This is a genomic window from Enterobacter sp. RCC_40 (assembly GCF_041360735.1).
In the GTDB taxonomy this organism is placed as follows: domain Bacteria; phylum Pseudomonadota; class Gammaproteobacteria; order Enterobacterales; family Enterobacteriaceae; genus Enterobacter; species Enterobacter ludwigii.
The window spans coordinates 677,868-704,304 of sequence record NZ_JBFUPR010000001.1; the positions used below are offsets into that span (position 1 = coordinate 677,868).

Annotated in this window: 20 protein-coding genes; 14 read left to right on the forward strand and 6 right to left on the reverse strand. The window is 55.8% G+C overall.

Features of this window, described 5'->3' with window-relative positions; genetic code table 11:
* The first annotated feature begins 2 nt into the window (after positions 1–2).
* From tssF to AB6731_RS03215, 12 genes are all read left to right on the forward strand, one after another.
* Positions 3–1,874 carry a type VI secretion system baseplate subunit TssF gene (gene tssF, locus AB6731_RS03160; RefSeq protein ID WP_371005873.1) on the forward strand — a complete coding sequence of 624 codons (1,872 nt, stop codon included), beginning with the start codon at positions 3–5 and terminating at the stop codon, positions 1,872–1,874.
* Positions 1,871–2,914, forward strand: coding sequence for a type VI secretion system baseplate subunit TssG (gene tssG, locus AB6731_RS03165; RefSeq protein ID WP_025203894.1), 1,044 nt, complete (start codon positions 1,871–1,873; stop codon positions 2,912–2,914). Before tssF ends, tssG begins: the two co-directional genes overlap by 4 nt.
* Positions 2,915–2,948: 34 nt before the next feature.
* Positions 2,949–5,564, forward strand: coding sequence for a type VI secretion system ATPase TssH (tssH, locus tag AB6731_RS03170; protein WP_279256254.1), 2,616 nt, complete (start codon positions 2,949–2,951; stop codon positions 5,562–5,564).
* Positions 5,565–5,588: 24 nt separating this feature from the next.
* A complete protein-coding gene (locus tag AB6731_RS03175) occupies positions 5,589–7,025 on the forward strand; it encodes a serine/threonine protein kinase (RefSeq protein ID WP_371005874.1) in 1,437 nt (478 codons plus the stop codon).
* Between the two features lie 36 nt (positions 7,026–7,061).
* Entirely contained in the window at positions 7,062–8,528 is a 1,467-nt protein-coding gene (locus tag AB6731_RS03180; protein WP_371005875.1) for a phospholipase, read from the forward strand.
* The gene (locus AB6731_RS03185; protein WP_025203898.1) at positions 8,525–9,286 is read left to right on the forward strand and encodes an ankyrin repeat domain-containing protein; all 762 of its coding nucleotides are present in this window, start codon (positions 8,525–8,527) and stop codon (positions 9,284–9,286) included. Before AB6731_RS03180 ends, AB6731_RS03185 begins: the two co-directional genes overlap by 4 nt.
* 330 nt (positions 9,287–9,616) lie before the next feature.
* Positions 9,617–10,066 carry a hypothetical protein gene (locus AB6731_RS03190; protein ID WP_151712393.1) on the forward strand — a complete coding sequence of 150 codons (450 nt, stop codon included), beginning with the start codon at positions 9,617–9,619 and terminating at the stop codon, positions 10,064–10,066.
* A gap of 231 nt (positions 10,067–10,297) precedes the next feature.
* Complete coding sequence (locus tag AB6731_RS03195) at positions 10,298–10,729, forward strand: hypothetical protein (RefSeq protein WP_371005876.1); 432 nt, start codon at positions 10,298–10,300, stop codon at positions 10,727–10,729.
* A gap of 518 nt (positions 10,730–11,247) precedes the next feature.
* Positions 11,248–13,170, forward strand: coding sequence for a type VI secretion system Vgr family protein (locus tag AB6731_RS03200; RefSeq protein ID WP_371005877.1), 1,923 nt, complete (start codon positions 11,248–11,250; stop codon positions 13,168–13,170).
* A 75-nt stretch (positions 13,171–13,245) separates the two neighbouring features.
* Positions 13,246–13,686 (forward strand): DcrB-related protein, encoded by a 441-nt coding sequence (locus AB6731_RS03205; protein ID WP_032680811.1) that lies wholly within the window; start codon positions 13,246–13,248, stop codon positions 13,684–13,686.
* 3 nt (positions 13,687–13,689) lie between these two features.
* A complete protein-coding gene (locus tag AB6731_RS03210) occupies positions 13,690–18,054 on the forward strand; it encodes an RHS repeat-associated core domain-containing protein (protein ID WP_371005878.1) in 4,365 nt (1,454 codons plus the stop codon).
* 14 nt (positions 18,055–18,068) lie between these two features.
* Positions 18,069–18,494 carry a hypothetical protein gene (locus tag AB6731_RS03215; RefSeq protein WP_371005879.1) on the forward strand — a complete coding sequence of 142 codons (426 nt, stop codon included), beginning with the start codon at positions 18,069–18,071 and terminating at the stop codon, positions 18,492–18,494.
* A 59-nt stretch (positions 18,495–18,553) separates the two neighbouring features.
* Here AB6731_RS03215 and ychF read toward each other — a convergent pair whose 3' ends face one another.
* Positions 18,554–19,648: a redox-regulated ATPase YchF gene (gene ychF, locus AB6731_RS03220; RefSeq protein WP_014170508.1), complete on the reverse strand. Its 1,095-nt coding sequence runs from the start codon at positions 19,646–19,648 to the stop codon at positions 18,554–18,556.
* A 126-nt stretch (positions 19,649–19,774) separates the two neighbouring features.
* On the reverse strand, positions 19,775–20,359 hold the full coding sequence (pth, locus tag AB6731_RS03225; protein WP_006175913.1) for an aminoacyl-tRNA hydrolase: 585 nt from the start codon (positions 20,357–20,359) through the stop codon (positions 19,775–19,777).
* 274 nt (positions 20,360–20,633) lie between these two features.
* Between pth and ychH the strand changes: the two genes are divergently transcribed.
* Positions 20,634–20,909 (forward strand): stress-induced protein YchH, encoded by a 276-nt coding sequence (ychH, locus tag AB6731_RS03230; RefSeq protein ID WP_014170506.1) that lies wholly within the window; start codon positions 20,634–20,636, stop codon positions 20,907–20,909.
* A gap of 124 nt (positions 20,910–21,033) precedes the next feature.
* Positions 21,034–22,092 (forward strand): MerR family transcriptional regulator, encoded by a 1,059-nt coding sequence (locus AB6731_RS03235; RefSeq protein ID WP_279257615.1) that lies wholly within the window; start codon positions 21,034–21,036, stop codon positions 22,090–22,092.
* Here the strand turns inward: AB6731_RS03235 and dauA are convergent.
* From dauA to lolB, 4 genes are all read right to left on the reverse strand, one after another.
* The gene (gene dauA / locus AB6731_RS03240; RefSeq protein WP_279257614.1) at positions 22,078–23,757 is read right to left on the reverse strand and encodes a C4-dicarboxylic acid transporter DauA; all 1,680 of its coding nucleotides are present in this window, start codon (positions 23,755–23,757) and stop codon (positions 22,078–22,080) included. The two genes, AB6731_RS03235 and dauA, sit on opposite strands and share 15 nt — an antisense overlap.
* 124 nt (positions 23,758–23,881) lie before the next feature.
* Positions 23,882–24,829 carry a ribose-phosphate diphosphokinase gene (prs, locus tag AB6731_RS03245; protein WP_003856663.1) on the reverse strand — a complete coding sequence of 316 codons (948 nt, stop codon included), beginning with the start codon at positions 24,827–24,829 and terminating at the stop codon, positions 23,882–23,884.
* Positions 24,830–24,955: 126 nt separating this feature from the next.
* Positions 24,956–25,825: a 4-(cytidine 5'-diphospho)-2-C-methyl-D-erythritol kinase gene (ispE, locus tag AB6731_RS03250; RefSeq protein WP_106504203.1), complete on the reverse strand. Its 870-nt coding sequence runs from the start codon at positions 25,823–25,825 to the stop codon at positions 24,956–24,958.
* Positions 25,822–26,433, reverse strand: coding sequence for a lipoprotein insertase outer membrane protein LolB (gene lolB / locus AB6731_RS03255; protein ID WP_371005880.1), 612 nt, complete (start codon positions 26,431–26,433; stop codon positions 25,822–25,824). Before lolB ends, ispE begins: the two co-directional genes overlap by 4 nt.
* Positions 26,434–26,437 lie beyond the last annotated feature (4 nt).

Sequence of the window (26,437 nt, forward strand, 5' to 3'; positions counted from 1 at the left end):
TCATGGAAAGTAAACTGCTCGAATATTACAACCGTGAACTGGCCTATCTGCGTGAAATGGGCGCTGAATTTGCCGAGCGCTATCCCAAAGTCGCGGGTCGACTGGGCATGCGCGGCATCGAAGTGGCGGATCCGTATACAGAACGCCTGATGGAGGGGTTCGCGTTCCTGACCTCCCGCGTGCAAATGAAAATGGATGCGGAGTTCCCGCGCTTCTCCCAGCGTTTGCTGGAAATGATTGCGCCAAACTATCTCGCGCCAACCCCCTCAATGGCGATTGCTGAAATCCAGCCCGACAGCACGCGTGGCGATCTGAGCAACGGTTTTAAGGTGCCGCGCGGCACCATGATGGACAGCCTGGCGCTGAAAAAGACCGGAGTCACCTGCAGCTACACCACGGCGCATGAAGTTAATCTGCTGCCGCTGAAAATCGATAAGGTCGAGCTGGGCGGTGTGCCTGCCGATCTGCCGCTGGCGCAGCTGGGCCTGAGCCAGCGGGGGATCAACAGCGCGTTACGGATCCGCATTGCCTGTGATGGCCCGCAGCATCTTGGGCATCTGGATTTTGACCGTCTGGAGTTTTTCTTTAGCGGCCCGGATATTGAAGCGCTCAAGCTGCTTGAGCTGGTCATGGAGCACCACGCCGGGATTGTCTGCCAGACCGTCAGCAAGCACCCGCAGCGACAGCTGCTCTCTGCGGATGCCTTGCGACAGGAAGGGTTTGAGCCGGACCAGGCGCTGCTTCCGGACGACCTGCGCAACTTTGACGGCTATCGTCTGCTGCAGGAATACTTTGCGTTTCCGGCACGGTTCCGCTTTATCAGCCTCAGCGGTCTGGGCAAGCTTATCCAGCACTGTGAAAATGAAAAAGCGTTCGATATTTTCATCCTGCTGGATAAAAGCGATGAGCAGCTGGAGCGGGTGGTTGATGCCAGCCATCTGGCGATGCATTGCACGCCGGTGATCAACCTTTTCCCGAAAGTGGCGGCGCGGCAGAAGCTGAGTGAGAGCCAGCATGAATATCATCTGGTGGTGGATAACATCCGTCCCCTGGATTATGAAATTTATGCGGTAAACAAAATCTTCGGCAGTGCCGACGGCCAGCGTGACGACCAGACGTTTCGTCCTTTCTGGAGCACCTGGAGCGGTGATGCGGGCAACTATGGCGCCTATTTTTCCCTGCGCCGCGAGCAGCGAGTGCTCTCTGAACATGCCCTGCGCTACGGCACCCGCACCGGTTATATCGGCTCCGAAGTCTTTGTTTCGCTGGTGGATGAACAGCATGCACCCTGGCAGGAAAATCTGCGCTATATCTCCGCGGAAGTATTGTGCACCAGCCGCGACCTGCCGCTGATGCTTCAGCAGGAGCTCGGACAGTTCATCATGGCCGATTCCATGCCGGTGAAATCCCTGACCCTGCGAAAAGGCCCAACGCCGCCACGCCCGGCTCTGGCCGAAGGGTTTAGCACCTGGCGATTGATCAGCCAGCTGCAGATGAACTATCTCAGCCTGATGGACAGCGAAAACGAAGAGGGTGCCGCCGCCCTGCGTCAGCTGTTAGGGCTGTATGCTAACCTGGCGGAGACGCCGGTTGCGCGTCAGGTTGAGGGCGTTCGCCACTGCGTGCTGGAGCCGGTTCACCGTCGCGTCCCGGAGCCGGGGCCGGTGGTCTTTGCGCGCGGGATCGGCATTACTCTGACGGTGGATGAGCGTGCGTTTTCCGGCGCCAGCCCCTGGCTTTTCGGCAGCGTGCTGGAACGCCTGTTTGCCCGTCTGGTGTCCATCAACAGCTTTACTGAATTCACGCTGAAGAGTCAGCAGCGCGGTGAGATTGGCTACTGGGCACCGCGTATGGGGAAAAGGGCACTACTATGAGCGAAGTCGCCTCCGCGCCGCTGCGTGTCCATCGCCTGACGCCGTTGCCGGACGCTTTCTGGCGCGGCGTTCGCGAGACGCCGTGGCGCTACGATCTGTTCCAGCTATTAAGACGCATTGATGCCCAGGGCGGTGAACGTTATCCGCTGGGGCGCGCGCCGCTGCCGAAATTTGAGCCATTACGTATCGGTCAGCAGCCATCGATGAGCTTTGCGCCGTCAACCCTCGCGCAGGTGCGCCAGCGTGAAGAGAACGGGCTGCACGAGGTGTCTATCCTCAGCTTCGGTCTGTTTGGTCCAAATGGCCCGCTGCCCGTCCATATGACAGAGTACGCCCGCGAGCGTATTCATCATCATCAGGACACCAGCCTGAGCGCGTTTGCCGATCTGTTCCATCATCGCCTGACGCTGTTGTTTTACCGTGCCTGGGCTGATGCGCAGCCCGCCGTCTCTCTTGACCGCGCGGACAACAAACGCTTTGAGGGGTACCTGGCATCCTTGATCGGCATGGGCCAGCCGGGGCAGATGACCAAAGGCAGCCTGAGCGCACATGCCCGTTTTACTCACGCGGGGCACCTGACCCGTCACGCACGGGATCCGGAAGGGCTGGAGAAGATCCTGCGCAACTATTTTCACGCCCCGGTAAAACTGGTCACGAACGTGGCGCAGTGGATGCCGCTTTCGCCGCGGGAACAGGCGCAGTTGGGTGAAGGGCGTCGACTGCCGCGGATGGGAGAATCCGCTTTTCTCGGCGTTGCGGTGCGCGACGTGCAGCACAAGTTTCGTATCGAAATCGGCCCACTGAGCGCGGAAGAGTACAACCGCTTCCTGCCAGGCGAAGCGTGGGTCACTGAACTGCGCGACTGGGTACGCCAGTACGCAGGGGTAGAATTTGAATGGGAAACTCGGGTTATTCTGCGCGCCGACGCGGTGCAGGGTGCCTCGCTCGGTAGCGCCGGGCGGTTAGGTTACAACACCTGGCTGGGCCTTCAACCTCAGCCTGTCCCACGTGGCGATCTGGTGTATCGCGCAGAGCGATAATTTTTCTAACGCATTGTTATCAACGGAACCGAACATGTCAGAAATCAGCCGTGCCGTGCTTTTCGGCAAACTGGATACGCTGTTATTTACCTCACTGGAAAGCGCCACCGCGTTCTGCAAGCTGCGCGGCAACCCCTATGTTGAGCTGGTGCACTGGCTGCATCAGCTGATGCAGCAGCAGGATGGCGATCTGCAACAGGTGATACGTCATTTTGCTCTCGATGAACAGCAGCTGACGCGCGATATCGTGGCCGCACTGGATGCGCTGCCACGTGGCGCGAGTTCTGTTTCCGATCTGTCAGAACATATCGACAGCGCCGTGGAGCGCGCGTGGGTGTTTGGCTCGCTGAAGTATGGCGTCAGCCGTATTCGCGGCGGACATTTGCTGATTGGCATCCTGAAAACCTGGAATCTGGCTAACGTGCTGAAAAGCATCTCGGCGCAGTTCATCCGCCTAAACGTCGACGTGCTGATCGAGCAGTTTGATGCGATTTGCGCTCAGAGCAAAGAGACGCAGCAGGCGGCCGCTGCCGCGGATACGCCAGCCGGTACGGTGCCTGCCGCACAAGGGACGCTGGCCCAGTATGGTCAGGACCTGACTGCGCGCGCGCGTGAAGGGAAGATTGACCCGGTTGTCGGGCGCGATGAAGAGATCCGCCAGATGGTCGATATTCTGATGCGCCGTCGCCAGAATAACCCGCTGCTGACCGGGGAAGCTGGCGTTGGCAAAACGGCGGTGGTGGAAGGGCTGGCGCTGCGTATCGCCGAAGGCGACGTGCCGGCACCGCTGCAGAATATTCAGCTTTGGCTGCTGGATATCGGCATGCTGCAGGCCGGCGCAGGCATGAAAGGCGAGTTCGAAGCGCGTCTGCAGGCCCTGATTAATGAAGTGCAGTCCAGCGCTACGCCAGTCATTCTGTTTATCGATGAGATCCACACCCTGATTGGCGCAGGCGGCCAGCAGGGTACCGGTGATGCCGCTAACCTGTTAAAGCCGGCCCTGGCGCGCGGGCAACTGCGCACCATCGGTGCCACCACGTGGGCGGAATACAAAAAATACATCGAGAAAGACCCGGCGCTGACCCGTCGTTTCCAGACGGTACAGGTTCACGAGCCGGACGAAGCCAAAGCGATTCTGATGCTGCGCAGCACCGTGTCGCCGCTGGAGACGCATCACCAGGTACTGCTTCTCGACGAAGCGGTCAGCGCGGCGGTCAAGCTGTCACATCGTTATATTCCGGCACGCCAGTTGCCGGATAAAGCCGTTGCGCTGCTTGATACTGCCTGTGCCCGCGTGGCGGTCAGCCAGAGTGCGCCGCCGGCACAGCTGGAAGATTGTCTGCGCCATCTCGCGGCCCTGGATGTGGAGATCGAGATTGCCGGACGCGAAGCGCGCGTGGGTGCCGGCGATCCGGAGCGCGTCGCAGCCTTGACCGCCGAGCGCGATACATACGAAACAAAGCGCGAAGCCCTGACCCAGCGCTGGGAAGAGGAACGTGCTCTTGTGACTGAAATCATCCGCCTGCGTGCCGCGCTGTTTGCCGCGGGTGATGACGAGACCGGCGAACTGCGCAGCGCGCTTAACGCGCAGCAGCAGGCGCTCAACGCTTTACAGGGCGACGAGCCGCTGCTGTTTGCGGCGGTGGATGAAAACGTGGTGGCGGCGGTGGTCTCTGACTGGACCGGTATCCCGCTGGGCCGGATGGTGAAAAACGAGATTGATGCGGTGCTCAACCTGGCTGATACCCTCAACCAGCGCGTCATCGGCCAGCGTCACGGCCTGGATCTGATTGCCCGCCGCGTGAAAACCTCGCGGGCAAAACTCGACGATCCGAACAAACCTGTTGGCGTATTTATGCTCTGTGGGCCGTCCGGCGTGGGGAAAACGGAAACCGCACTGGCGTTGGCGGAGTCGCTTTATGGTGGTGAGCAGAACGTTATCACCATCAACATGAGTGAATTCCAGGAAGCCCACACCGTTTCGACCTTAAAAGGTGCGCCTCCAGGATACGTGGGTTATGGTGAAGGCGGGGTATTAACCGAGGCCGTTCGCCGTCGCCCGTACAGCGTGGTCTTGCTGGACGAAATTGAAAAAGCGCACCCGGATGTACATGAAATCTTCTTCCAGGTCTTCGATAAAGGCTGGATGGAAGATGGCGAGGGCCGCCATATTGATTTCCGTAACACCATCATTATTCTGACGTCCAACGTCGGCACCGATCTGATCAGCGCCATGTGTGCCGATCCGGAACTGATGCCTGAGCCTGAGGCGTTAAGCGGCGCGTTGCGTCAGCCGCTGCTGGAGGTCTTCCCGCCGGCGCTGCTGGGCCGTCTGCTGGTGGTGCCGTATTATCCACTGAGCGACGAGATGCTGGGGCAGATTGTTCGCCTGCAGCTCAAACGCATTCAGCGTCGTCTGCAAGAGAATCACAATATTATTTCCGAGTTTGATGACAGCGTGGTGGAACAAATTGTTCAGCGCTGTACCGAGGTGGAGTCTGGCGGCCGCATGGTGGACGCTATTCTGACAAACACCTTGCTGCCTCAGATGAGCCAGATATTACTTACCGCCAGCCGCAGCGACGAGCAGTACCGACGTCTGCACGTCACCTGTGAGCAGGGCGAGTTTCACTGTCAGTTTGCCGCGTAATAATCATCAAGAGAACTGTAAAAGATGACGGATAATGATAACAATCGGACTGTCCCAAACGCGCTCCCGGTCGGGTATCGCTTCAACGAGTTTGAAATTAAAGAGGTGATCGGCGGCGGCGGGTTCGGCATCGTCTATCGCGCGTGGGATCATCAGCTCGAACGCACTATCGCTATCAAAGAATTCATGCCTGCCTCGCTCGCCGTGCGCGGCGACGATATGACGCTGGTACTGCGCAGTGAACGTTTTGGCAAAGCGTTTTCCGCCGGCCTGAACAGCTTCATTCAGGAAGCCCGCCTGCTGGCGCGCTTCAACCACCCGAACCTGCTTCACGTGCTGCGTTTCTGGGTGCAAAACGATACGGCCTATATGGGAACGCTGTTCTATAGCGGTACCACGCTCTCCCGTCTGCGCGAACAAAAGCCGGAGCTGATTAACGAAGCCTGGATCCGTCGTATGCTGCCCATGCTGTTCGGTGCCATTAAGACAATTCATGACGAAGGCTATCTGCACCGCGACATCTCTCTGGATAACATCCAGATTCAGGACAACGGCCTGCCGGTTCTGCTCGATTTCGGCTCTGCGCGCCGCACCATTGGTAATCTCTCTGATGAGACGGAAACCATGCTGCGCCCGGGCTTTGCGCCGATCGAGCAGTACACTGACGACAACGAAAGCGAGCAGGGCCCGTGGACGGATATTTACGCTCTCGGCGCCGTGCTGCGTACCCTGATTGTCGGCTCACCGCCGCCGGTCAGCGTGGTGCGCTCAATTCAGGACACCTGCAAACCGCTGGTGGAACTGCAGCCACAGGGCTATTCCCTCTTGCTGCTGCAGGCCATCGACCGGGCGCTGGCGTTGCACATGGAAGACCGACCGCAATCCATCGATGAATTCGCGGCGCTGATTGAGATGCCGGTAGCGGGTATCGACGATGTACTGAGCGCGAAAAAACCGGGCACGATGCTGGTACCGGTAGAGGAAGAGGCACCGGCTTCTGCACTGGACTGGCACCGGTACAAAATCCCGGCAATGGTTGCTGCGGGCGTGCTGGTTGGCGTCGTCGCCGGAGCGATGCTGTTTAGCGGTGGCGACCATGATGCGCCAGAGCAGGCGGCGCAGGCCCCCGCTGAGACGCGCCCCGTTGAAACCGCATCGAACGCGCCGGAAGTGAAACCGGAAACGGCGAAAGCCAGTGAACAGGCTGCACCGACTGCGACAGCGCAACCGGCCACCCCGCCGGTGGATGCCAGCCCGGTTGCACTGGTCTATATCCGTATTCTTGACGGTGAGACCCTGAAAGTGAACGGTGAGCCAAAAACACTGCGTCCGGCAAATAACGGTTATGCATCGCTTAAGCTACCTGCGGGCGAGGCCAGAATTGAACTGCAGGGCAACGGGAAAACGCGTACCCAGACGCTGGATATCGCGAAGCCTGGCACCTGGCTGGTGAATCCGTAAGTAAGGTAAGCAGGGACTGGTAACAGGACGGAGCGAATGTATAACCTCAAGTTTGTCTATCTTTTCAGCGAGAATGTCTCGCCAGCGCTTTTCGCGAAAATTATCCGCCCGTCCGTAGCCGGGCAGTGGATAATGTCAGTTCCCGACAATTCGCTGCGTTCGCTGTTTACGCGTTACGATTTGCTGCATTCCATCACCGGGGCGAATCCCTATCAGTCAGGACGCGATACCCGTAAGCTGATCGTGCAGGATCTCGATATCGGCAGGATCGTTGCCATCGACGAGAGTTTCCGTAACTGGTCATCGGTAACGGAGATATTTTATATCAATGCCGATGGCCGACTGCAGGCGGCCTCGCTTACCGGTCTGGGCTGGTATCCGGTAAGCACAATCGTCGATCGCTACGAAACCATGGTGCGAACCTACGGTGCCCGTCCTGCGCCGACGGTACTGCCGAAGCAGGTGGTGAAATCCAAAGCGGCACAGATGCCGGATGAGCCCACGCCGGGCAAAGACGGTAAAACCTATGCTTCGCAGCTACAGCAGATGACCAAGGCGGAACGCTGGCAGGCGCGTAAGGATCTGATCGCGAAGGGCAGCAATAGCCTTTACCCGGATGCGCAGATCGCCGCTAAACGACTGGCGGCGAATAATATTGCGGTGGAGAAAGCGAAGCTTGCTGAGAATGTTTATAAGACAGTGAATCCGCTGGAGACAACGCCGGGGGTGCCAGAGGGCTGGAAGGATATCAGTAATGATGACGCGCTACTGGGCAAGTATGGTTTGAACAAATCGATGCTCTTTGACGATGACACTTCTCCCAATTTTCTGGCGCGCGTCTATCAACCGAAGCCGGAAGTGTTCGGTACTGATATGAACCCTACTGTGGTGTTCCGTGGGTCGCGTGAGCCGGGCTTTGCATCATTCTCTGATAATGTTTACTCCTTGGTGACAAAAGGGGAACTGGCTCCGGTACAAAACGGTGCTGACTGGTCGAATAACTTTTCCCAGGGTATGGGGATGGCTTCAGAGTATTATAAAAAGGCTGTGAGTATCGGTAAGGAGCTGGCAAGGTCAGGTCAGAATATTGATATTGCCGGACATTCGCTGGGCGGCGGGCTGGCCTCTGCAACCTCCATGGCTAGTGGGAAAGCGGGATGGACATTCAATGCCTCGGGCCTTAACGCCGGTACGGTAGAAAAATACGGCGGCAAGATATTAGGCAGTACGGATAATATCCAGGCGTATCGTGTTGATGGTGAACTGCTGACCAGGATTCAGGAAGTTAACCCTTGGGAAGATCTGAAAATGATGAAAGGGCATGTCCCTTCGTGGATCCTCAAAGAGGAAATATCTGCGCTGAGTCCTAATGCTGCGGGAATACCCCACGATCTTGCTGGTGGAACCGGAAGCGCGCTGGATCGCCATGGGATTAATCAGGCGATTGATTGCATTGAGCAACAGAAGGATGAGGATATTTCGATAATCGGGAGTCGGTTGTGAAAAAACGTTTGATGGCTTTCGTGGCGTTATGTTTTTTAATCATGATTCAGGGGTGTAAGCAGGATATGGAACTCAATCCACAGGATTACTTCAGCGGTCAGCAGCTTGAACTGGCGAAATCGATTGAAGAAGGCAATGTCGATGTGGTGAAGACGCTTGCACCAGACAGCGACCTTAACAAACCCGGAAAGCAGGATATGACCCTGCTTTTCTGGGCCCTGGGCAACGCAATTAATGATAAAAAAACATTACCCCATTTGCAGATCATTACGTTGCTTGTTAAGGCTGGCGCAGATCCGCTCCAGCCTCGCCCCCAGGGAAAAAGCAGTCCTGCTGAATTCGCCCTGAAGGGGGACAGTGCTGACTGGATCAACGCGATGCTGGACGGTGGTCTTTCACCCAATGTGAAAGATAAAGTTTTCCACGAACCAATCATCTTCCAGTCGATTAAAGCGAAAAATACAGAGACGCTGGAAGCAATGCTCAATCGTGGTGCTGACGTAAATTCAACCAATTCACTGGGTAAAACGCTGGTGTTTGATGCGTTGGATAATCAGTCATACGATCATGTTTTATTACTGCTCGATCGTGGCGCGGATCCGTCAATTAAGGCTAAAAATGGCTGGTCGATGAGCAATGCGCTTGCGGATGCGCTGAGTGGGCTTGAACAAGGCAGTGAGCAATACGAAAAATTAAACGAGATAAAAGAGAAACTCATCCAGAAGGGGGGTAAATGGCCTCCTCAACCCTCTAAATAATTATTTAATCTCCATTAAAACAACAGAGTGCTTTTCGAGCCAGGGACCAAATTTGAGGTTACTGAGCGTGTTGATTCTGGTAGTAAAACTGCGCTTACGTATAAGGAATTATAATGATTGATCTGCACTCTGATTTAGGTACAACACGAACGTATCGCCAGAATGGCAGGTGAATTATTCGACAGGGCTCCTGAAGATACTTTCTTGTAATTGTTTTCATATTTGGATAGTGAGGGTTTGAGCTGGCCGTAATTTCCGCTCAGGCAGATGGCGGAATTAATGGTTATTGCTGAGTGTGTTGCCCTTTTGAAAAAAGATTAAAGAGGATAAATGGGAAATATTGTAATGCATTGGTTTTTCTTTATTTTCTTTATGATTTGGACACTAGCGCTTATCTGGAATGGAAAAGATTTTTTTAACAAGAAAAAGTGGCTCCTGGCGGGAGTGATGTTGGTTCTGGTGTTAGTAGCCACAGTTGTCATTGGCTTTACGTTTAAATGGCTTTCTCAGTCGATGTCATTGTTTTCTATCGCAACGGCCAAACAATATTCGATCATTTTTTCTATGTCTTTTCTGTGCGTATGGGGTTTAAAGGTCACAGCTGTGCTGCTCTGTACTGTTTTCTCGGGGATTATGAGGGGGCACAAAAGCTACAATGTGGAAAATTATGAAAAAATATCGTCTATATCACGCATCGTCGCGCCTGGCTTACTTATCGTTGCTAAAAGCTTAATTTCCCTCGGAAGCGTCCTTATGTTTTCGGGTCTTTGGCTAAAGTAAGCACAATGATTAAGGTTGCATAACGGATACCGTTGTTTCTACTGTTACCGCAACAACGTCTCCGCTTTGCGTCATGCCCTTGACCCGACCCGGATGCGTGCATCGACCGCAGCAGGCAGCTCGGTCAACTGGTTGCGGTGATCATCCTCACGCAACCCGCCATGCGCCAATTGTTAATACTGGGGGTGTGACTGTCATAGTCGGGCGAACGAATAAGGAGCAGCGGATTCAATGAAGTTTCTCGGGTTTATTATTTTTTCATTGGTCGCTCTTGCCTATATCTGGAATGGCAAAGATAATTTTAACAAAAAAGAATGGATAGTTTTTTTCGTAAAATTATCTTTTATCTTAGTCTGCACTTTTATTCTGGTTTTCGTGTTGATCGGATTGCGGGAAATTTCCCCCTCGATGACGAAAGAAGATGGTGAGTTGGTACTAATCGTTATTCCTCCTTCATTTGTCACACTGTTATTGGCTAAGTTTTTCGTCGTTATGCTTTGCTCAATATTTGAAACTATAATGCGTTTTCATCAGCGATATAACACGGTGAAAATTATTCGATTTTGTCATCGCTGGCAAACAGATATAGCCCCGGATTGCTATTGCTGGCGAAATGCCTGGCATCATTTGGTTGCATTCTTATATTCTATGGTATCTGGTTAGCCTCCGCGGCTTAAGTGAAGAGAAATTATAAACACTTAGAACAACTATCCGTTTCCCATAGCCTCCGCTACCAGTAACGAAGACCTTGAGGCGAACGACTGAAAATGGCTGTACACCTTAACTGACAAGGAAATACTTCATTACCAGGTGATATTGCCCATGCGTGTTAAGCCAGCAGGTTTGACTCCACCACACATTACTGAAGTCGGCTTGACGAATGAGAGGGGGTATCCATCTCCGGGAGTAACACTGTGGACGTGCTGGGGAAATTTCATCGCTGCGGAAGAGATGTGTGCATTATATCAATGATTTATTTTTAGCATGGGGAAAGTATGGTGCCATGCGTAGGGTGTATTTTTAATTAGTTAATTAATTGTTCCATATTAAATGATAGGTTCCTCGACGATTCCCCCAGGTGATTTTTCATCTGCCTGGTTACATGTAATAGTAAATGACTTTTTTCATTTATCCGTTTTTTATTATCTTCTCCAGCATAAAACCATTACGGAATAAAGATTATGCTCAACCGAATTACCGTTCAGCTCCCGGTGGAGGGGCTTCTGTTCTGGAAACTCACAGGTCGCGAGGCGATGTCCGAGTCGTTCGCCCTGACGCTGACCCTGCTTGGCACGGATGCGCGCATTGACCGCAGCAAACTGCTGGGTCAGCCGGTCACGGTGACCATCCCGACGCAGAGCCTGCTGACGCCCCGCTATATCAATGGAAAAATCACCCGCGTGGCGGTGAGTGCCGTCGAGCTGACGGGCACCCGCTATGCGGTGTACCAGCTGACGGTGGAGCCGGACCTGTGGCCGATGAAGCGCGACCGTAACCTGCGTATCTTCCAGGGCCAGACGGTACCGCAGATTGTGAAAACCCTGCTGGGTGAACATCAGGTCAACGTGGAGGATAAGCTCACCGGGAGCTACCGGGTGTGGGACTACTGCGTGCAGTATCAGGAGTCGAGCCTGGACTTCATCAGCCGTCTGATGGAGCTGGAGGGGATTGCATACCACTTCAGCCACGAGGCGGACAAGCACACCCTGGTGCTCACCGACGCCGCGACGCAGCATCAGCCGTTCAGCGGCTACGAAGTCATTCCTTACCACCAGACGCCGTCAGGCGGCAGTACGGATGAAGAGGGTATCAGCCAGTGGGCGCTGGAGGACAGCGTCACCCCGGGGATTTACAGCCTCGATGACTACGACTTCCGCAAGCCGAACGCGTGGCTGTTCCAGGCGCAGCAGAACCCGGCGTCACCGAAACCGGGCAGTATCGACGTGTACGACTGGCCGGGACGGTTTGTTGAGACCGGGCATGCGGAGTTCTACGCCCGTATCCGTCAGGAGCGCTGGCAGGTGGAGCACCAGCAGATTCAGGCGACGGCCACGGCCGCGGGTATTGCACCGGGACACACCTTCACCCTGACTAACGCCCCGTTCTTCAGTGATAACGGTGACTATCTGGTCACGGCGGCGGGTTACCACTTCGAGGAGAACCGCTACGCGAGCGGCGAGGGGGAAACCATTCACCGCACTGATTTCGCGGTCATCCCGGCGTCGGTGTCATACCGTCCGGCGCAGAGCACGGCGTGGCCGCGCACCTACGGCCCGCAGACGGCAAAGGTTGTGGGACCAAATGGGGAGAGTATCTGGACGGACAAATATGGCCGCGTGAAGGTGAAATTCCACTGGGACCGTCTGGCGAAGGGGGATGACACCAGCTCCTGCTGGGTGCGCGTGTCGAGCGCCTGGGCGGGTCAGGGGTACGGCGGAGTGCAAATTCCGCGGGTCGGCGATGAGGTGGTGGTGGACTTTATCAACGGTGACCCGGACCGTCCGATTATCACCGGGCGGGTGTATAACGAAGCAAGCATGCCGCCGTGGGCGCTGCCGGCGGCGGCCACGCAGATGGGTTTTATGAGCCGCACGAAGGATGGCTCCGTGGATAATGCCAATGCCCTGCGCTTTGAGGACAAGGCGGGCGCAGAGCAGGTGTGGATCCAGGCTGAGCGCAACATGGACACCAGCATTAAGAACGATGAAACGCACAGCGTCGGTGGCGAGCGCAGCCATTATGTGAAGAAAAATGAAATGCATCGGGTGGAAGCGAATCAGATCCAGGCGGTGAAAGGCGGAACAGAGATCCTGACGGGCAAAGGCAAGCTGGATGCGGCGGTGGAGCAATATGTCATTGCTTCCGGTACGAAGCTACGGCTGGTCTCTGGTGAAAGCGCAATTGAGCTGAACGCTAACGGCAAGATTAACCTCATCGGCAAAGAGTTTAATTTCTTCGTTGAAGGGGATGGTCATATCACCACCGGCGGTAAGCTGCACCTGAATACGTCTGGCACACAACCGGGCACCACGGCGCCGGGTTCCGGGCATAAAGGGGATATTGATGCGGCGGTGCAGGAGAAATTTACGACGCCGGAAGAGTAACCGTTTTCAGTCTGCCGCCGGGTTGTCTATGGCGGCATGTAAATCCCTTCAGCAATTTGAGACACGAGTTCAGCGATGAAATATACCCTCCAGGAAGGTTCCTTCTCCCTTTTTCCTGCCGCCTGGCAGGATAACAGTATGAACATTATTCGCGACGACGAAAGCGGGTTGTCCGTGGTGGTCAGTCGCGGCGTTATTCCGGATGGCAGCGACTATGAGAAAGAGTTTCACCGCCAGTGGGAACTACTACGTCCGCAGATGGGCGAGATTGCCCAAAGTGCATTCCAGAGCGTAAAGGTCGGGCCTGACGGAAAAATTAACGCGCTGGAAGTCGAGACGACCTTTGACAGTAACGGACAGCGCATTTGGCAAAAACAGCTGGCCGTACAAACGCCGGGCAAGCCGGTGTTGATGATTTTTACCCTCTCGGCGCTCAGAGCATTCACCGGAGAGGATGAGGGGCGCTGGAGCGCGCTTAAGCAGAGTCTGACGCTAAACGACAACCGGAATGTGTAAGGCATGAGCGATAACAACGCGGCCCGTCAGGGCGACGAGATCATTCACTCCAGCATTTTTGCGGATATCACCAGTATTGTGGCGGAAGGTGCGGCCTATGCCGTTATCGGCGCTGCCGTGGGCGCGGCGGCGACCGTTGCTGCTCCGCTGCTGGGGGCGGGTGCTGCCGCCGCGGGCGTGGCGGCGATTGGATCCAGCTGTCTGTTAAGTGGGATCATTGGCGGCGTACTGGCAAACGTGGCAGGTATAACTGACGATATCAGCAACGCCGCCGAAGGCTTAGGCAACGCGCTGTTCCCGCCGTCGCCAGCGGGCAAAATCACCACCGGGTCTGATAACGTTCTGACGAACGCAATTCCCGCGGCACGAGCGGCCGGAACGCTGACGCCTGCCGACACACCGTCACCTGAACCACAGTCTCCGGGCAGCTTTGCCGACTACGCGGGCATGCTGCTTTCCGCCGCCGGACAGTTTGGCAGCGAAATGTGGCAGCCGAGCGTGGCCTCTGCCGCTTCGGGAACCTCGCCGCTGGAAGAAGACAAGGTGGCGTGCGAAAAGCACTCCGGGCCGCAATACCTCGCGGAGGGCTCTAAGAGCGTCTTCATTAACGGGCAGCCCGCGGTACGTGCAAAAGATCGCACCACCTGTGAAGGCACTGTCTCTGATGATGTGTCCCCGAATGTGATCATCGGCGGGGACACGCTCACGGTCCGCGATATCAAAAGCGGTAAAACGCCGGGTCTGGCGCTGGGGATGATTGCGCTCTCCCTGCTGCGCGGACGTCCGGGTAAAATCCTGAAAAATATGCCCTGTGCACTGGCGGCAGCCGGCGGTGGCATGCTGGCCGATATGGCCGTTAATGCTGTGTTTGGCTCCTCGCACCCGGTACATGCTGCAACCGGCGTGAAGGTGCTGAATGATGACGATGAACTCGATTTCTCGCTGCCGGGGCGCTTCCCGCTGCGCTGGCAGCGCAGCTACAACAGCCTGACCACCCGTGAAGGGCTGTTTGGTCTGGGTTGGGCGACAACCTTTGACAGCTATCTGATGCTCGAAGAGAACAACGCGACCTGGTTCGACGAAACCGGCCGTGAGCTGACCTTTGAGCTGCCGCCCGTCGATCGCGCGTTTTACAGCATCAGCGAAGGCATCATCATCCGCCGCAATGAGAGCGGCGACGTGGCGATTGCCGACGATGACGGCGCGGTATGGCGTCTGTATAAACCGACCCGGGCGAATCCCACCCTCCTGCGTCTGGCCTCCCTCAGCGACGAATACGGTAACGCGCTGCTGACGGAGTGGGATGAACACGGCAGGCTGGTCAATCTTCACGATGAGCCACGGGCGATTGATGTCACCCTGCGCTATGAAGATGAGCGTTTCCCACAGCGCGCCACCTCTGCCAGCCATTTTGACGGCAACCGTACCTGGCCGCTGATGCAGTGGGGTTACGATGCGCGTGGCCAGCTGGCGAGTGTGACGGATGCCTCTGGCGTAGTAACGCGTGAATACCGCTATAACGACCACGGCCTGATGGTCTGGCACCGCCTGCCAGGCGGGCTGGAGAGCGAATACCGCTGGCAAAAATTCGACCACTGGCGCGTGGTGGAAAACCGCACCAGCACCGGCGACGGCTGCTGCTTCACCTACGATTTAGCCGCCGGGCTGACGACCGTCGAGCACTACGATGGCCAGACGCGTAAGCACTACTGGAACGCGCAAAATCTGATTGTCCGCTACGTTGACGAGCGCGGTGAAAACTGGTGCTACGAGTGGGATGAAAACGAACTTCTGACCCGTCGCATCGATCCGCTCGGTAACGCCGTCACCTTCGTCTACGACGAAATGGGCAACCGGGTGCAGGAAATTGACGCCGACGGCAATACCCGCACCACCACCTGGCTGGAGCACCGCGCGCTACCGTCAGCCATCATTGAAGCCGACGGCAGTACGACCCGTTTCTGGTACGACGAACATCACGGGCTGAAGCGTGTGGTGGACCCGATGGGGCAGACAACACTGCTGCGCCGGGACGAGTTTGGTCAGGTCGTTGAAGAAGTTGATGCCGCGGGAAACAGTCGCTACCAGGAGTACAACGAGGCCGGGCAGGTCATTCGTGCCACAGACTGTTCAGGACGTATAACCCGCTATACCTATCATCCGCTGGGCTGGTTAACGACTGAGATCGGCGCTGACGGCGAAGAGACGCGCTATAGCTACGATGCCGCAGGGCGTCCGGTGCAACTCGATCGACCGGAAGGCTGGACAGAGTCACTTGCATGGAACGAACGCGGCCTGCCGGTGACGCATGCGGGCGCTGATGGCAAAGAAAGTGAGTTTAAATACGACGAGGCAGGACGATTAACCGCTACGCGTAATACTCAGGGTGAAGAGGTCCGTCGCCGCTGGGACAGCCGAGGGCGACTGATTGCCCTGGAAAATGAAAACGGCGAAGCGTACCAGTTCCGCTGGGGGCCCGACTCGCTGCTGCTGGAAGAGGTGGGGCTCGATGGCGTAACCTCGCAGTATCGCTATGACGCATGCGGGCGAACGATAACGCGCACGTTTGCTGCCGGTCATCCGGAAGCCATCACCCATGCCTTCGCCTGGAGCGCGAGTGGCCAGCTGGTTGCCCGCACCACGCCGGAAGGGCAGACCCGTTATCACTACACACCGTCAGGTTTGCTGAGTCGCATTGGACTTCATCCGGCACTTTCCGTTGACGCCTGGAGTGCAGAGGCAGAACAGGAACTTGCCTTTGAGTATGACGCCCTGGGGCGTGTCACGCGTGAAGTGGGCGAGCACGGTGAGCTGGCATGGGAGTATGATGCTCTCGGCAACCGCACCTCCGTCACGCTGCCCGATGGCCGCGAGCTGAAACAGTTCTACTACGGCAGCGGGCATCTGCTCAGCATTGCCCTCGATAAGCTGTCGGTCTCTGATTTTACCCGTGACGAACTCCACCGTGAGACCAGCCGCACCCAGGGGCTGCTGACCACCCGCAGCGAGTACGACCGCCTCGGGCGACTGCATCGCCGGGACGTCTTTACCGGCAATGCGCAGCGCCCGTCGCCGCGCCGCTGGTCCCGCCGCTGGGATTACGACTACCGCAATAACCTGGTGCGGGAAGAGCGGGACGATAACCCGTTCAGCTGGTACCGCTGGCAGTACGACAGCGCCGGGCGTCTGCTCGTTCAGGACGGCACGCTGCCCGGCCAGGAGCAGTGGCGCTGGGACGCTGCCGGTAACCCGCTCGAAGGATCTGCTGAGAAGGTCACGCACAACCGCCTGACGCAACTGAACGGCATTCGCTGGCGCTATGACATCCACGGCCGCACCGTGGAGAAAGATAACGGCCAGACCCGCTGGCACTACCGCTACGACGGTGAGCACCGTCTGACGGAAGTCATCAGCCAGCCGCGGGACCGCAACAAACCGCAGACGCAGGTCAGCTTCCGCTACGATCCGCTCGGGCGACGCATCAGCAAAACACGACGCCAGATGCTGGGCGGACAGCCAACCGGCAAGCCGATCACCACCCGGTTTGTCTGGGAAGGGTTCCGTCTGCTGCAGGAGGTGCACGGGGACGTGCCGCTGACCTACGTCTACAGCGATCAGGACAGCTACGACCCGCTGGCGCGTATTGACGGCGTAGATGCCCCGGAGATCTTCTGGTTCCACTGTCAGCCCAACGGCACGCCGGAGCGGATGACGGATATCGAAGGGCAGGTGCGCTGGGAAGGGGTGAACAGCGCCTGGGGCAAGCTGCTGCGGGAAAGCGAGACGCAGGTATCAGGATATTCTCAGAACCTGCGCATGCAGGGGCAATACCTGGACCGTGAGACAGGGCTGCACTACAATCTCTTCCGGTATTACGACCCGGACTGCGGGCGGTTTACGCAGCAGGACCCGATAGGGCTGGCGGGGGGGATAAACCTTTACCAGTATGCGCCGAATGCGCTGGGGTGGGTGGATCCGTGGGGGTTGAGTTGCCGTAAAAAATTTATGGGAAGAACCCCTGGAAAAAATAGTAAAACTGGACGTGAAGTAATCGCACGAATGCGAGGAGAAGGACGTATTCGTGGTACGGGCGATAGGATGCAATTTAAAAGCTCAACTGATGGTAAATGGTACCGTATTCAGGATGCGGACATGGCTCATTTAACAGATGCAGTTAAATACTGGAATCAGAAGGGTGGCTACTATGGTCCTAAATCTCGTGAGGTCAGAGCCTTTATGAGAGATTCCAGAAATTATGAGCTTGAATATTATGGCCACAATCGGTCTCAGGGAGCGCTGCTACCTGATAGATATAAAGATTCCGCTGATTTTATTGGCCCACAGGAAAAATCCCAATATTTCCAATGAAGGAGCATTGTTCCATGAAAGATCTTGAAGACCCAAAAATTGAATCCGAAATTAACTCCTTTGTTGAAAAAGGAAACGAGTTTCACGATGACAAAAAATACGCCGAGGCTTTAGAGCAATACCAAAAAGCATGGCAAGCTCTCCCTGAACCAAAGCTTGAATGGGAACTCGCCAACTGGATCTCTGCGTGCATGTACAGCGCATATTTTGATCTCGCCGATTACGATGAGGCGAAGAAATGGGGAGAGACGACGTTGCGCACACGTGGATCGGATATAGACACTGCACCATTAATCGACCTCGGCATGGTCTGTTACGAGTTGAATCAATTCGATGAAGCGTATAAATATTTCAACGATGCTTATAACTACGGCAAAGAGCGTGCGTTTCAGGATAGACCTAAAAAATATCTAGAGTTCTATCTGCGCAAGAGGGGATAAGTTCGTTACTCTATAAAAAAATCCACGCCAAAGCGTGGATTTTTTTCATTCAAAACAAATCAAACGTTAAACAGGAAGTTCATCACATCGCCATCTTTAACGATGTAATCTTTCCCTTCCGCACGCATCTTGCCTGCTTCTTTCGCGCCTTGCTCACCCTTGTAGGTGATGAAATCTTCAAACGCGATAGTCTGCGCACGAATGAAGCCTTTCTCGAAGTCGGTGTGGATCTTACCGGCCGCCTGAGGCGCAGTCGCACCGACAGGAATCGTCCACGCACGCACTTCTTTCACGCCAGCGGTGAAGTAGGTCTGCAGGTTCAGCAGCTCATAGCCTGCGCGGATCACGCGGTTCAGGCCCGGCTCTTCCAGACCCAGCTCGGCCATGAATTCGTCACGGTCAGCGTCGTCCAGCTCTGCAATGTCGGATTCAACGGCAGCGCAAACCGCTACAACCACTGAACCTTCAGCCGCCGCGATTTCACGCACTTTGTCCAGGTACGGGTTGTTCTCGAAACCGTCTTCGTTAACGTTGGCAATGTACATGGTTGGCTTCAGGGTCAGGAAGCTCAGGTATTTGATTGCCGCCTTGTCTTCTTCTGTCAGGTTTTTCAGCGCACGCAGCATGCCTGCGTTTTCCAGCTGTGGCAGACATTTTTCCAGCGCAGCCAGTTCTGCTTTCGCGTCTTTGTCGCCACCTTTGGCTTTCTTCTGCACGCGGTGAATAGCGCGTTCGCAGGTGTCGAGGTCAGACAGTGCCAGCTCGGTGTTGATCACCTCGATGTCGTCAGCCGGGTCCACTTTGTTGTTAACGTGGATGATGTTGTCGTTCTCGAAGCAACGCACAACGTGACCAATTGCTTCCGTTTCACGGATGTTGGTCAGGAACTGGTTACCGAGGCCTTCGCCTTTGGATGCACCTTTCACCAGGCCCGCGATGTCCACGAACTCCATGGTGGTCGGCAGAATGCGCTGCGGCTTCACGATTTCCGCGAGCTGGTCCAGACGCGGATCGGGCATTGGCACAACGCCGGTGTTCGGTTCGATGGTACAGAACGGGAAGTTCGCCGCTTCAATACCTGCTTTGGTGAGCGCGTTGAACAGGGTGGATTTGCCCACGTTTGGCAGACCGACGATACCGCATTTGAATCCCATTTCTAAATCACCTTAATATCTTGATAATCAATCCGTTAACGATAACCGATTGATGAAAAGTAAATAACTACGCCTATTATACACGTAACCCGCACCACGCGCGGTAAAAAAGCCGTATCGGGCGGATTATTGCGCTTTGAAAGCGTGTAAGCGGTTTGTCGCTTTGGTTAGGCCATCCTGCAGCCAGATTTCAGTGCAGCGCACCGCTTCGTCAACCGCTTCGTCAATCAGTTTCTGCTCAGAAACCGGTGGCTTACCCAGTACGAAACCGACAACTTTGTTTTTATCGCCCGGATGGCCGATTCCCACGCGCAAACGGTGGAAATTGGGGTTATTGCCCAGCTTGCTGATAATGTCTTTCAGACCATTGTGACCGCCATGACCACCGCCCAGTTTGAATTTTGCCACACCGGGGGGCAGGTCCAGCTCATCGTGGGCCACCAGAATTTCATCCGGGTTAATGCGATAAAACGTCGCCATGGCTGCAACAGCTTTGCCGCTCAGGTTCATAAAGGTGGTGGGCACCAGCAGACGAACATCTGCGCCAGCAAGATTGATACGTGAGGTATACCCGTAGAATTTTGGTTCTTCACGCAGGGGAGCACGTAACCGTTCGGCCAGCAGATCAACATACCAGGCGCCGGCATTGTGGCGGGTCGCCGCGTACTCTGCGCCTGGGTTCGCGAGGCCGACAATCAGTTTAATCGTCACGATTCAATTCCTAATGGGTTCCAGATCTGGCGCGTAGTTTACTGTCTGACGCGCCGCTTGACAAAATTCTGCTGCCCGAACCGCGAGATATGAATAATTACTTATCTGAACAATTAGAATTTCAAGCTGTTCAATGTCTTATTTGTAAACTTTTGTCTGGGAGTTATCTGTAAATGTGATCATTCACGCAACTCATAAAAGAGCCGTTGTCTATACTTTACACACAAGGATCAGGGGCTTTTCCCCTTACAACCCAAAGTTCCGGAGGTGACATATGAAACGCAAAAACGCTTCGATACTCGGTAATGTGCTGATGGGGTTGGGACTGTTTGTGATGGTCGCTGGCGTGGGTTATTCAATTTTAAACCAATTGCCGCAACTTGACCTTCCGCAATACTTCGCGCATGGCGCGGTATTGAGTATCTTCCTTGGTGCAGTGCTATGGCTTGCCGGTGCACGCGTGAGTGGTCATGAAGAAGTCTGCGATAAATACTGGTGGGTGCGCCATTACGATAAGCGCTGTCGCAGGGACCAGCACAAACACAGCTAACGTGCTACGACGAAAGAACACCGAAACGGCTCCTCATGGAGTCGTTTTTTTTTGCACGAAAGGTTGACCCTCACGTAACGTAAGGCTTCAGAGTGGTGCCACTGGCAAAGTAAAAGGAGCAGTTATGTTGATTCAGGTGGGTGAACTCGCGAAACGTGCCGGGATCACCGTGCGAACATTGCATCACTATGAGCAAACAGGGTTGTTACTGCCTTCTGCCAGAAGTGCGGCAGGTTACCGGTTGTATAATCTGGCGGATGTGCAACGTCTGCATACGATTCAGGTGCTGGCAAAAGCCGGGCTGGAACTTGCTGAAATCAGGGATTTTCTGAAACAGGAGTCGCTGTCGTTAACCGAATTACTCGATGCGCAAATCAGTTTGCTGGATAAGCAACTGCGCAGCATGCTGACGCTGCGCGAGAGGCTGGTGGAATTGCGTACCGGGCTTACCGACGATGCGGCACCCAATCTGGAATCCTGGCTACAGACTCTGGAGTTAATGAATATGTACGAACGCTGGTTTAGCAAAGAGGAGTTACAGCAGTTGCCGTTTGCCGTACGGAAGGAGGCACTTGCGGATATCTGGTCAGGTCTGGTTGCTGAGGCAAATAGCCTGCTGAAGCATAATATCGACGTTTCGGATCCCCGTGCCAGGGATCTGGCGACGCGCTGGATGTCACGCCTGGAGCAGGATACGGCAGGTAAGCCGGAATTTCTCACCCGGCTGAACGAGATGCACAGCGTCGAGCCGCAGATGCGTGAGCAGACGGGTATTACGGCGGAAATGACTGACTATATTACGCGGGCGTTTGCCGAATCGAAGCTTGCCATCTGGGAAAAGTATCTCTCTGCAGAAGAGATGGCCTTTACCCGCGCACACTATTTTGATCGCATGATGGAATGGCCGCCACTGGTAGCGAAATTGCATCAGGCGCAGCGGGAAAACCTCGACCCGTCTTCCGGTGAGGCGCAAATGCTCGCTGAACACTGGCGGGTATTGTTCCAGTCATACGCGGGAACGAATCCTGAAACCCAGCAAAAGTTTCGCGTTGCCATGCAGCAGGAGCCGCATCTGATGAAAGGAACATGGATGACGCCTGCCGTGCTTGCATGGCTCCAGCAGGCGATAGCCGTGATGATGCAGAGACGTTTCTCTGCATCAGGGCATTCACAGATCCGCTAACGCGGCTTCACGGTTGGAATAAAAGGCCAGGCGGCCAGGGATCGGCTGCACGCCAGCGCGCGCCATGGTGCGCAGCGGCTGGAATTCGAGATTACTCACCCGCAGTTCGCAGCCTTCCGGCAGACGCGAAACGAAGCGCTGGAAGGCATCCAGACCACCCGCATCCAGCACCGGCACGGCATCCCATTTCAGCACCACAATGCGTTTGCCCACGATACGGGTTTCCAGTTCGCTGAACAGACCTTCCGCGGCAGCAAAGAACAACGGGCCAATCACACGCAGCACCAGCACATCGTCAGGTACCTCTACGTTAACCGGGGAAAGGCGCGTCATCTGCGCTATACGGCGCATAAACAGCAGGGAGGCCAGCACGATCCCGACGCTGATGGCGATAACCATATCGAACAGCACGGTCAGCGACATACAAATCAGCATCACGATGATGTCGTCTTTCGGTGCGCGACGCAGCAGATTGACCACCTTATGTGCTTCGCTCATGTTCCACGCCACCATCAGCAGCAGGGCTGCCATGGCTGAAAGCGGCAGCCAGGAGAGCAGCGGGGCGAGGACCAGCAGGGCGAGGATCACCAGCACGGAGTGGATAACTGCTGATACCGGCGACGTCGCCCCGGCACGTACGTTTGCCGCAGAGCGGGCGATGGCCGCTGTTGCCGTAATACCGCCAAAGAACGGGGCGATGATGTTGCCCAGACCCTGCCCAACCAGTTCGCTGTTGGCTTTATGCTTGGTGCCGGTCATGCCGTCCAGCACGACGGCACAGAGCAGGGATTCAATGGCCCCCAGCATCGCCATTGAGAAGGCCGCGGGCAGAAGGGCGCGCAGGGAGTCCCAGCTTAAGGTGAAGCTGGAACCCGGCATATCCCATGGCAGTACCAGTTGTGGTAACAGTTGAGGAATACCGCTTCCCTGTGAACCGTCAGCCAGAACATAGTGGAACTGAGACCCAATGGTCGCGACATGACCACCAAAGAGATTAACGATGGCCATCACCGCACAGCCCAGCAGCAGGGCGGGCAGGTGGCCAGGCAGACGAATGCCTAAACGAGGCCAGATAATTAGCGTGCCCAAGGTAACAATCCCGATGGCGGCATCGCCCGGGTTGGCGGTGGGGAGTGCCATAAACAGCGCCCCGACTTTTTGCAGGTAATGTTCAGGGACGTGGGCTATCTGCAGGCCGAGGAAGTCCTTGATCTGCATTGTCCCGATGGTAATGCCAATCCCGGAGGTGAACCCCAGCGTCACGGAAAGGGGAATGTATTCAATCAGCCGGCCAAAACGGGCCAGACCAAACAGGATCAAAAAGACGCCGGACATCAGGGTGGCGACCAGCAGGCCTGCCAGGCCAAACTGCTGAGAAACGGGATAGAGGATCACCACAAATGCGGCTGTCGGGCCGGAAACGCTGAAGCGAGACCCGCCCGTTAGCGCAATCACAATCCCGGCGACGGCCGCCGTGTAAAGCCCATACTGCGGTGCTACGCCGCTGCCAATTGCCAGTGCCATGGCGAGCGGAATGGCGATAATCCCGACGGTGATACCGGCAATAAGGTCACGCATAAAACGTGAAGCGGTGTATTTCTCTTTCCAGCAAGCGTCGATGAGGGCGCGAAAGGGAAGAACATGTGAGGAGGTTACGTGTTTCACAATTATCTCTCATCCGTGTGCGCATCATCTGTCATATGAATGGCAGGTGAAGGAGGCATTGATCATACAAATAAATATCAGAGACAAAAAAACCCGCCGCAGCGGGTTTTTCGGCCGTGTTCGATTAGTGTTCGAACATTGCTGAGATAGATTCTTCGTTGCTGATACGACGAATCGCTTCGGCCAGCATCCCGGACAGGGTCAAGGTGCGCACGTTTGGCAGCGCTTTGATCTCGTCACTCAGTGGGATGGTATCGCACACCACTACTTCGTCGATAACGGAGTTGCGGAGGTTGTTTACTGCATTGCCGGAGAAGATCGGGTGAGTCGCGTAGGCGAATACGCGCTTGGCACCACGCTCTTTCAGCGCTTCTGCTGCTTTACACAGCGTACCGCCGGTATCGATCATGTCGTCAACCAGCACGCAGTCACGGCCAGCAACGTCACCGATGATGTGCATCACCTGAGAAACGTTAGCGCGTGGACGACGTTTGTCGATGATTGCCATGTCGGTATCGTTCAGCAGCTTAGCGATAGCTCGAGCACGTACCACGCCGCCGATGTCCGGAGAAACCACGATTGGGTTATCCAGATTCAGCTGCAGCATGTCTTCCAGCAGGATTGGGCTACCGAATACGTTATCAACCGGAACGTCGAAGAAGCCCTGGATCTGTTCTGCATGCAGGTCAACGGTCAGAACACGGTCAACGCCAACGCTGGAGAGGAAATCAGCGACAACTTTGGCAGTGATTGGCACACGCGCGGAACGGACACGACGGTCCTGACGGGCATAGCCGAAGTAAGGAATAACAGCAGTGATACGGCCTGCTGAAGCGCGACGCAGGGCGTCGACCATAACAACCAGTTCCATCAGGTTGTCATTTGTTGGAGCACAGGTGGACTGGATGATGAAAATATCACCACCGCGTACATTTTCATTGATTTGTACGCTGACTTCGCCGTCGCTAAAGCGACCTACAGCGGCGTCGCCGAGGGAAGTGTACAGGCGGTTGGCAATACGTTGTGCTAGTTCCGGGGTGGCGTTACCAGCAAAAAGCTTCATATCAGGCACGAGAAGAACCTCAGGCATGCGTCCAGTGGTGGATAGCGTTCGCCGCAAACTGTGCGGGCCAGGCGAAATGCTATCCAGGCGGTGTATTAAAGAGCGCGATGCAACGTCTGGAACAGGGTGACGTTGTCACCGAAACTCAGTCTGCGCCAGAATGGCTTGCTGTAGGGGGGAGGTGTTCATCCCACGTGCTACAAAACCATGCAGCCAAACCGGCGCTTGCTCAAGCACCTGACGAGCGGCGGATTCGGTGTCAAATTCAGCAAAGACACAGGCCCCTGTGCCAGTCAGGCGCGACGGCGCGTATTCTAACAGCCAGGAAAGCACCGCATCAACCTCGCGAAAACGTTTTCTTGCGATAACCTCGCAATCGTTGCTGAATTCACAATTTAATAACGTTTCTATTGACCGCACCGGGGTATTCCGTGGCAGGTCAGGATCGTTGAAGATGACCGGGGTCGGAATGCTGACGCCCGGGTGGGCCACCAGGTACCATTTTTCCGGCGGCTCGACCGGGGAAAGTATTTCACCCACCCCTTCAGCAAACGCCGCATGACCGCGCACAAAGACCGGGACGTCCGCCCCCAGCGTTAAGCCTAACGCTGCCAGCTCATCCTGAGATAATCCGCAGCCCCAGAGGTGATTCAGGGCAACCAACACGGTGGCGGCATTTGATGAGCCACCGCCCAGTCCACCGCCCATCGGCAGACGCTTCTCAATACGGATATCCGCGCCGCTTCCTGCCGGCAGACGACCGGTGTCCGATGCCGTTTTCATCAGCAGACGTGCAGCGCGCACGATCAGGTTATCTTCATGCGCCACGCCATCAACCGGCGTCAGCAGGCAAACCTCGCCGTCCTGACGCGGGCCAATCGCGATCGTGTCGCCGTAATCAAGGAACTGAAACAGCGTCTGCAGGGTATGATATCCGTCAGCACGCTGTCCGGTGATGTATAAAAACAGGTTCAGTTTTGCCGGAGAAGGCCAGTGGGTCATCATTTAACGATCCAGTTGTCCATTTTCAGCTTGATGCGCTGGCTACCCTGGGTCAGTTCCATGTTGGATGGCAGGGAAGGCCTGGTGTTGCTGTCATAGGCGCTGTACACCACTTTCCAGGTTTTGCCGTTCTGGGTGTAGTTCACCTGGCTCAGACGGTACTGGTCGTCAAGCTGGTAATCGGTCGCGTCACCCGGCAGGCCCAGGATCCACTGGCGCAGGCTGTTCAGCGGAATAGGCATTCCGGTCAGCTTGCCGATCATCTCTTCGGCGTCGGTGGCGGTATAGTGCTGGCCTTTGTTGTCGGTGATCTGCGCTTCACCCGGTTTGGCGATAAGCTCCAGTTCGGTGCTGCCCAGCGGGTTTAACAGCAGCAGGCGATAGTTGTCCTGCCCGGTTTGCTGCCAGAAGAAACGCGCATACACTTTTTGTTCATGAGAGAGATAAGCGAAGGCACCACGGGTCTGGTACTGGCTCAAATTGCGGACGTCCTGCTGGTGCTGACGCCACTGCGGTGAATCAGGGCTTTTGCCCGGGCCTTTAGGTTGGGTGACGGTACATGCGGTCAGAACCAGTGCCGCCAGGGGCAGCAGGCGAATCAGTCGGGTCATAATG